The 6,290-nt window shown below is 43.6% G+C and carries 8 protein-coding genes; 4 read left to right on the top strand and 4 right to left on the bottom strand.

The genetic code is table 11. The features are described 5' to 3' along the window. The 3 genes from AC3DOM_RS01815 to AC3DOM_RS01805 all read right to left on the bottom strand — a co-directional run. The coding region (locus AC3DOM_RS01815; protein ID WP_487917314.1) for a ParA family protein at positions 1-312 on the bottom strand (312 nt) is incomplete at its 3' end. A gap of 111 nt (positions 313-423) precedes the next feature. Further along, positions 424-618: a hypothetical protein gene (locus AC3DOM_RS01810; RefSeq protein WP_487917313.1), complete on the bottom strand. Its 195-nt coding sequence runs from the start codon at positions 616-618 to the stop codon at positions 424-426. A 124-nt stretch (positions 619-742) separates the two neighbouring features. Then, positions 743-1,396, bottom strand: coding sequence for a hypothetical protein (locus AC3DOM_RS01805; RefSeq protein WP_487917312.1), 654 nt, complete (start codon positions 1,394-1,396; stop codon positions 743-745). A 108-nt stretch (positions 1,397-1,504) separates the two neighbouring features. On the opposite strand from AC3DOM_RS01805, the gene AC3DOM_RS01800 reads away from it, so the two are divergent. From AC3DOM_RS01800 to AC3DOM_RS01785, 4 genes are all read left to right on the top strand, one after another. Further along, complete coding sequence (locus AC3DOM_RS01800; protein WP_487917311.1) at positions 1,505-1,924, top strand: secondary thiamine-phosphate synthase enzyme YjbQ; 420 nt, start codon at positions 1,505-1,507, stop codon at positions 1,922-1,924. A 90-nt stretch (positions 1,925-2,014) separates the two neighbouring features. After that, positions 2,015-2,377, top strand: a complete 363-nt coding sequence (locus AC3DOM_RS01795; protein WP_487917310.1) for a secondary thiamine-phosphate synthase enzyme YjbQ — start codon at positions 2,015-2,017, stop codon at positions 2,375-2,377. 9 nt (positions 2,378-2,386) lie between these two features. Further along, the gene (locus tag AC3DOM_RS01790; protein ID WP_487917309.1) at positions 2,387-3,613 is read left to right on the top strand and encodes a glycosyltransferase family 87 protein; all 1,227 of its coding nucleotides are present in this window, start codon (positions 2,387-2,389) and stop codon (positions 3,611-3,613) included. Positions 3,614-3,704: 91 nt separating this feature from the next. Further along, the gene (locus AC3DOM_RS01785; RefSeq protein ID WP_487917308.1) at positions 3,705-5,036 is read left to right on the top strand and encodes a bactofilin family protein; all 1,332 of its coding nucleotides are present in this window, start codon (positions 3,705-3,707) and stop codon (positions 5,034-5,036) included. A gap of 70 nt (positions 5,037-5,106) precedes the next feature. On the opposite strand, the gene AC3DOM_RS01780 is transcribed toward AC3DOM_RS01785, so the two are convergent. After that, positions 5,107-5,730 (bottom strand): hypothetical protein, encoded by a 624-nt coding sequence (locus tag AC3DOM_RS01780; protein ID WP_487917307.1) that lies wholly within the window; start codon positions 5,728-5,730, stop codon positions 5,107-5,109. Positions 5,731-6,290: the final 560 nt, after the last annotated feature.

Genomic DNA, 6,290 nt, shown 5'->3' with positions numbered 1-6,290 from the left:
GGCATTAAGCACGGTTTGGGCTGCCATCGTCTGTTGGTCACCTGGATAAAGATATAACCCATCTCTGCCAGACGAACGCACCCAGGACTGCACAAAACTGCTTTCCTGTGGGGAGTTTCCCATCGTGAGCAGGTAAAAAACACCTGATTCAGGATTGCGCCCCAAAGCTGTAGCGGACTGTCCCTGTGGGTCCAGGTCTACAAGTAAGACCTGCTTACCGCGTATAGCAAGTCCATGAGCAAGAGAAACAGCTGTGGTGGTTTTACCAACCCCACCTTTCTGGTTGGCAATACAGATGATTTTTGTAGACATTTATCCTTCCTCGACTATTTTGATTTCTTGAAAATCAATAAATAAAGAACACCACCAAACACTAATGGGCCAAAAAACATGCCTATAGCAACAAGAGTAGGTAATAGGGTGCTAATCATTGGATTTTGACACATCTTGTGAACCCACCTCGGTTGCAAATTCTTCACAAGGAACAAGTTGGAGCCGTTCCAATTCTTTTCGGATAATGAGGGCTGCTTGCGCTTTTGGAACGCGGTACTCGCGTTCAGCCAAATCATTCAGTGCCAATACTTCATGATCTCGTAAATAAACAATAACTTTCGCCATGTACTTCACCTCGTTGAATTTAAAAATAAAAAGAGCCGCGATAACGACTCTTTTATCAAGTGAGAGACAACTAAGTTTATGGGTTAGTTTATGAATTGATTACAAGAATTCATATAAGATTATTTCATCTGTATTTTGGCTTCTTTTTCTTTTTTGCTCTTCTTTCTAATTCTTCTAGTGCGCGGTCTCGCCAAGTAGTGTAATAAGCCTGTTCAGAAACAACCGGGGAACCATCAGCGTTTATCCCAAGATGTTCAGCAATTAATTCTGCCAAAGTAAAGGCATCACGAATAGAGTCTCGGCTTTCCCATTGAGCAGCAATTGGTAACCAACGTTCCAGAGGAAAGGCTGGTTTACGCCCTCTCCTTCGTGGTCTCAAGGGTTTATCTTCAATTAGAATGATATCATCGGTTAAACTGTCCAGTTTTTCCAATGATTGTGTGTCATCTTGAGCAACTAATTCATATCCCCACCAATACAAAATACGCTCTCTCCAATGTCCGGGCTGAGGTGCTGAAAAAAACACTACTCGATTGCGAATAGCAGCATCTATACAACAAGCGGTTATAAAGCCAGCCACAATCAAAAAGAATAGCAAGACAATTTGATATGCTAAAGCTGTTTGAGACAGAGTTTCTCCTAAACTTATTTGCAGATTGTAATTTGTCCAAACGAGTGGCAAAAACATAGACATTCCACTGCCTAAAAGCAAGAGATATAGGAACCTTCTTTGTGATCGTTCATATTTGCGTTGTTTGAATTCTGTGATAATCATCATAAGGCAAGATTGTACTCGAAAAGTATATCTGCACAAAACACTTGCATTCCATATAGCTCCATAGTATTCTACAAGCAGTTTTTACTTGATTATCAAAGAGAGGACATTATGAAATCCTATCGCAAAGAACTCTGGTTCCACACCCCTACCCGCCGAGAATTCATTAATATCACACCACAAGTTAACGAAGCTCTCCAAGAGAGTGGAGTGAAAGAGGGCCTAGCCCTGGTTTCAGCGATGCATATAACAGCCTCTGTCTTTATCAATGACCATGAATATGGCCTTCATCAGGATTATGAAGAATGGCTTGAAAAACTTGCTCCCCATGCCCCCATTGATCAATATAGACATAATGATACGGGTGAGGATAACGCGGACGCGCATATGAAAAGGCAGATTATGGGGCGTGAAGTTGTTGTTGCTGTCACTAACGGAAAACTTGACTTTGGTACATGGGAGCAAATCTTCTACGGCGAGTTTGACGGTCGCCGCAGAAAACGTGTCCTTATAAAAATAATCGGTGAATAATAAAAGCTCCCTGATAGTATTATCAGGGAGCGACGACAAATCTTTTCTTATGAACAAATTACGCTAGATTTTGCGTTAGGAGACTAACTCTTGGAAATGATAGGAGAGCCACAAGCTTTGGGGACAACTGAAAGTCGTATTTGGTTTCGGCTGGTAAACGCCATGCATATCACCGCATCCGTCTTCATCAACGACCATGAGCATGGGTTGCATCAGGATTACGAAATGTGGCTCGAAAAGCTTGCTCCCCATGCGCCCATAGATCAATATCGTCATAATGACACAGGCGAAGATAACGCCGATGCGCATATGAAGCGCCAGATCATGGGTCGCGAAGTCACCATCGCCATCACCAACGGAAAACTCGATTTCGGAACCTGGGAGCAGATCTTCTACGGCGAATTCGATGGTCGTCGCAAAAAACGGGTATTGGTCAAGATTATTGGTGAATAAAGAAATAATATGACAAAAAAAATATGGGGCGGCATTCTTGTCATCCTGATAATAATCAGTTTATTCATTGCGGCGCAGAGTATTGCTACTAAAGCAGATTACATCAACAACGATTTCCTTGTCTTCTGGCTCGCTGGCTACTCCAATTGGGTAGACATAGATCCGTATAATGCTTCCGATTGGATTAACGCAAGGATCCAATTTGGCTCAGAAAATATTCCGGAGCCAGAATTTCTATATCCCCTTCCTCTCGCCGTATTTCTGGCTCCATTAGGCCTTTTAAATCTACATCAGGCTTTCACTATGTGGGTATTTCTATCAGCCTGCCTGATAATTATTTCCATTAGCATCATTCTTCGCTTCGGAAAAACACATCCGCAAATAATTTACTTAGCCATCCCCTTTCTCCTGTTCAGCCCTCTATTTCCTCCAACGCTCATCACCCTGTTTCTTGGCCAACTCAGCGCGGTACTCCTGTTATTTGCCAGCCTTGCAATTTATTTTTGGCAACAGAGGAAATGGTTTTGGGGTGGATTCTTTATCGCATTTTTCACGCTCAAACCCAGTATTGGTCTCCCTCTTCTGGCACTGACAACACTTTGGTTACTCAACAAAAAACAATTTAAGGCTATTAGCGGAATTATCTCAGCATCCCTTCTTCTTTTAATTATTGGTCTCATCAAAGATCCTTTATGGATCTCAAAATATCTGGCAATTGGTAGCAATAAAATATCAAATACTTTTGGCTTTTCTCCTACTATCTGGGGAATTTCTGGCCTGTCGTGTGATTTTGACACATCCTGTACAATCATATTCGGTCTTATAGGGATACTTACTTTTCTGGCAATAAATATCTGGTTATTATTCAAATGGAAAGATGCCTCTCTGTCCCTGGAGTATGGCCAGATTCTTATCGTCAGCCTGCTATCTGCCCCCTATCTTTGGCCATACGATCAACTCCTTCTGTTGATTCCAATATTCCTTGGCCTGATCACGCTTATTCACCAGGGATTCTCCCCTATAAAAACCATCCTGATTTTTATCCTTATTTCATTTTTTGCAATTGGGCTTGGACTTACTGCAAATATCCTCGAACATCCGCATGAAAATCTTTATGTCCTCCTTTCAATCATTGTGTGGGGAATGAATACCTGGATACTCTATCGCGTCAATATTGAAAAGCGTTCATCTGCGCATTCGGAAAAATCTGAGATAAATCTCCTCACACGCGGTTAAGGATTACCTACATTATTTTGTAGTGCAACCTCCGTTAAATTTCTGCGTATACCTTTACGCAACCATATTTTTTAAGAATTAGGAGAAACTCATGTCCCACAAAACAAAGTTATTTAGCGCATTTGCCATCTTTATGCTGGTCGCGCTTGCCATTGTTCCCACCGCCTCAGCCTTTGAAGGCCGGGAAGGTGACCGGATTGTCATCGAAGCCGACGAAGTTATCGAAGACGATCTCTACGTCGGTGCTGAATCGCTCGTCGTTGACGGCGTCATCAAAGGCGATCTATACGTTGGTGCGCAGACGGTCATCATCAACGGTACTGTTGAAGGTGATCTCGTTGCATTCGCACAAAGCGTTACGATCAATGGTACCGTAGGAGACGATATTCGCTCCGGTGCTGCCGCCATTCAACTTGGTCCTGAAGCAAAAATCGGCGACGACCTGCTTTTTGGCGGTGCAAGTCTCGAAGCGAAAAGCGGAAGCCTCGTCGGCGGGGATATTCTTGTCGGCAGCGCTCAAGTTCTCGTTGCAGGCGATACTGAAGGTGATCTTATCGCTGGCACCGCTGCATTTGAATTAAGCGGCGGTGTAAACGGAAACGTCAAGGCATATGTCGATATATCCAATAAAGATCAAGGGATGTCTCCAATGTCCTTTGGTCCCTCTATGAATATCAGCATTCCCTCTGTCACCTCAGGGATCACGATTGCCAAAGATGCCTCCATCGGTGGTGACTTAAGCTATACCTCATTTGATGAGATCGTTTTCCCCACCGGTGTTGTTGCTGGAGAAACCCTGCGTGTTGAACCGGAATTTGACAACTATAATTACGAATATGAACGGCCCACGCCTCCCACCCCTGCACAACTGGTTGGATTTTGGGCACTGAATTTGCTTCGCACGATCATCACCCTGATCGCAATTGGTCTTCTACTCGGCTGGCTTTTCCCGAATTTTCTTCATGGTGCAGGGCATAAACTGCAAACTCAGACCTGGCCAAGCCTGGGATGGGGTGTGGTCGCCTATGCAGCCTTCTACTTTGCCTTGCTGGTCATCTTTACAGCGATGGTTATGGGTGCAGTCATCCTCGGCTTCCTCTCTTTGGGTGGACTGAGTGGCACGATCATCATTCTTGGCTTGCTCGCTCTCTTCACCCTGATCGTTGGCTTCATCCTGACAGTTGCCTATGGAACCAAGATTATCGTCAGCGTCCTGGGCGGCAAGTTGATCCTGGCCCGAGTGCAACCTGATCTGGTCAACCACAAAGTATGGCCCCTGGTTGTCGGCGTAGTTATTCTTGCCACAATCATGTCTGTCCCCTTCGCGGGCTGGATGATCAAGCTGATCGTTGCCCTATTTGGTCTCGGCGCGTTATGGATCTTGGGACGTGAACAATTCAGCAGAGAATCCGTAGTTCAGTAACCCAACTCTATTTACAAAAAAGGACGAGAGCAAAAAACTCTCGTCCTTTTTTGATGAAAATATCTTACACCTAGGAACAGTTGCGAGTGAAGACGATCTCTTTGGTAATCTTTTCACTACGTCCAATCACATCATGATATTTATTGACGGCAACAAACTGGTAATCAAGCCAACCTTTCTCATAGCGCCAATCAGGGTTAATATCAACTGCTTTCAAAACGTAACTGTAATTATTGCCATCCCTCTCCATCACAGCGGCATTCTTCCATCCAGTGACTGAACCAGAAGGATATTCTTGCATACGAATATACAAATTAGCTTCAACTATATATGGATCTATCGCGGTCACATTAAAAGTGATCTCGGTTGGCAAACAGTTCAACGACAAAGTATCAGATAAACGGGTGATATCGGTAAACACAAGCCCACCAACATTAGATTGTGGAGCAACACTGGGAGGGATTTCTGTCGGTTCAACCGTTGGCTCTTCCTGTACTTGTGTAGAAGTCGGAAGAGGGGGTTCTGTCGGAATAGCAGTTGCCAATGGTGGAGGCGCAGGTTGTGTAACTTCCACGGGCACAATTACAGTGACAATAACCGGCGGAGGGGCTGTCGGCGGAGCAACCGGAACGGCGTTACAAGCTGTCAAAGCAAAAGCTAAAAAAATAAAAAGCATGATTGGGTTTTTCTTCATAATAATTCTCCTTTGCAAATTTACCGACATTCTAAAAGCAATGTAGCCCTTTTTCTATCTACCCATTTGTAGTTTCTTCATTTCGTTCTCCTTAGTATTTTTTTCTATGCTAAGTATATCGGCGAGAGTAATATTTTATTATCACCCAATAGTCACAACTTTATGTTATTTTGCGACCCACTGCGACCTATCGGTGCCTAATAGAGAACCAAGGAAGGAAGACTGAGACATGTCTGCGACCGAGAGTGCCTAATTTGGTGAGTATACAAAACCAATTAGATGAGTTGGATATTTCGGATATTGTTGTTTGTACAGTTGTCGTTTATTGAAAGAAAAGGCAAAAATCTTGACCGCTTTCCTGAGAGCTTTCTCACATCGAGAAAAACAACGTGATTTTCTTGCTAAACATGCCAGCTAATATCGTAACTCGGTATTAGCTCCTTTATATGAAGAGAATTATGTAGATTCTGTTTCATCGGGAACAGAAGCCTCTGGAAGTTCTTCTGCATAAGCATTATCCCAATTGATAACGCTCTGATGATAAACTGACGGTATGCGAC

This window comes from Candidatus Desulfolinea nitratireducens (genome assembly GCF_982879505.1).
The sequence above is the reverse complement of the archived record's forward strand: the minus strand, read 5'-3'. Positions and strand labels throughout refer to the sequence as shown.

What these genes read in the sequence shown, in the direction of transcription:
- AC3DOM_RS01785 (WP_487917308.1), top strand. Translation starts at nt 3,705, where the DNA reads ATGTCCCACAAAACAAAGTTATTTAGCGCATTTGCCATCTTTATGCTG.
- AC3DOM_RS01780 (WP_487917307.1), bottom strand. Translation starts at nt 5,730, where the DNA reads ATGAAGAAAAACCCAATCATGCTTTTTATTTTTTTAGCTTTTGCTTTG.
- AC3DOM_RS01810 (WP_487917313.1), bottom strand. Translation starts at nt 618, where the DNA reads ATGGCGAAAGTTATTGTTTATTTACGAGATCATGAAGTATTGGCACTG.
- AC3DOM_RS01805 (WP_487917312.1), bottom strand. Translation starts at nt 1,396, where the DNA reads ATGATGATTATCACAGAATTCAAACAACGCAAATATGAACGATCACAA.
- AC3DOM_RS01790 (WP_487917309.1), top strand. Translation starts at nt 2,387, where the DNA reads ATGACAAAAAAAATATGGGGCGGCATTCTTGTCATCCTGATAATAATC.
- AC3DOM_RS01800 (WP_487917311.1), top strand. Translation starts at nt 1,505, where the DNA reads ATGAAATCCTATCGCAAAGAACTCTGGTTCCACACCCCTACCCGCCGA.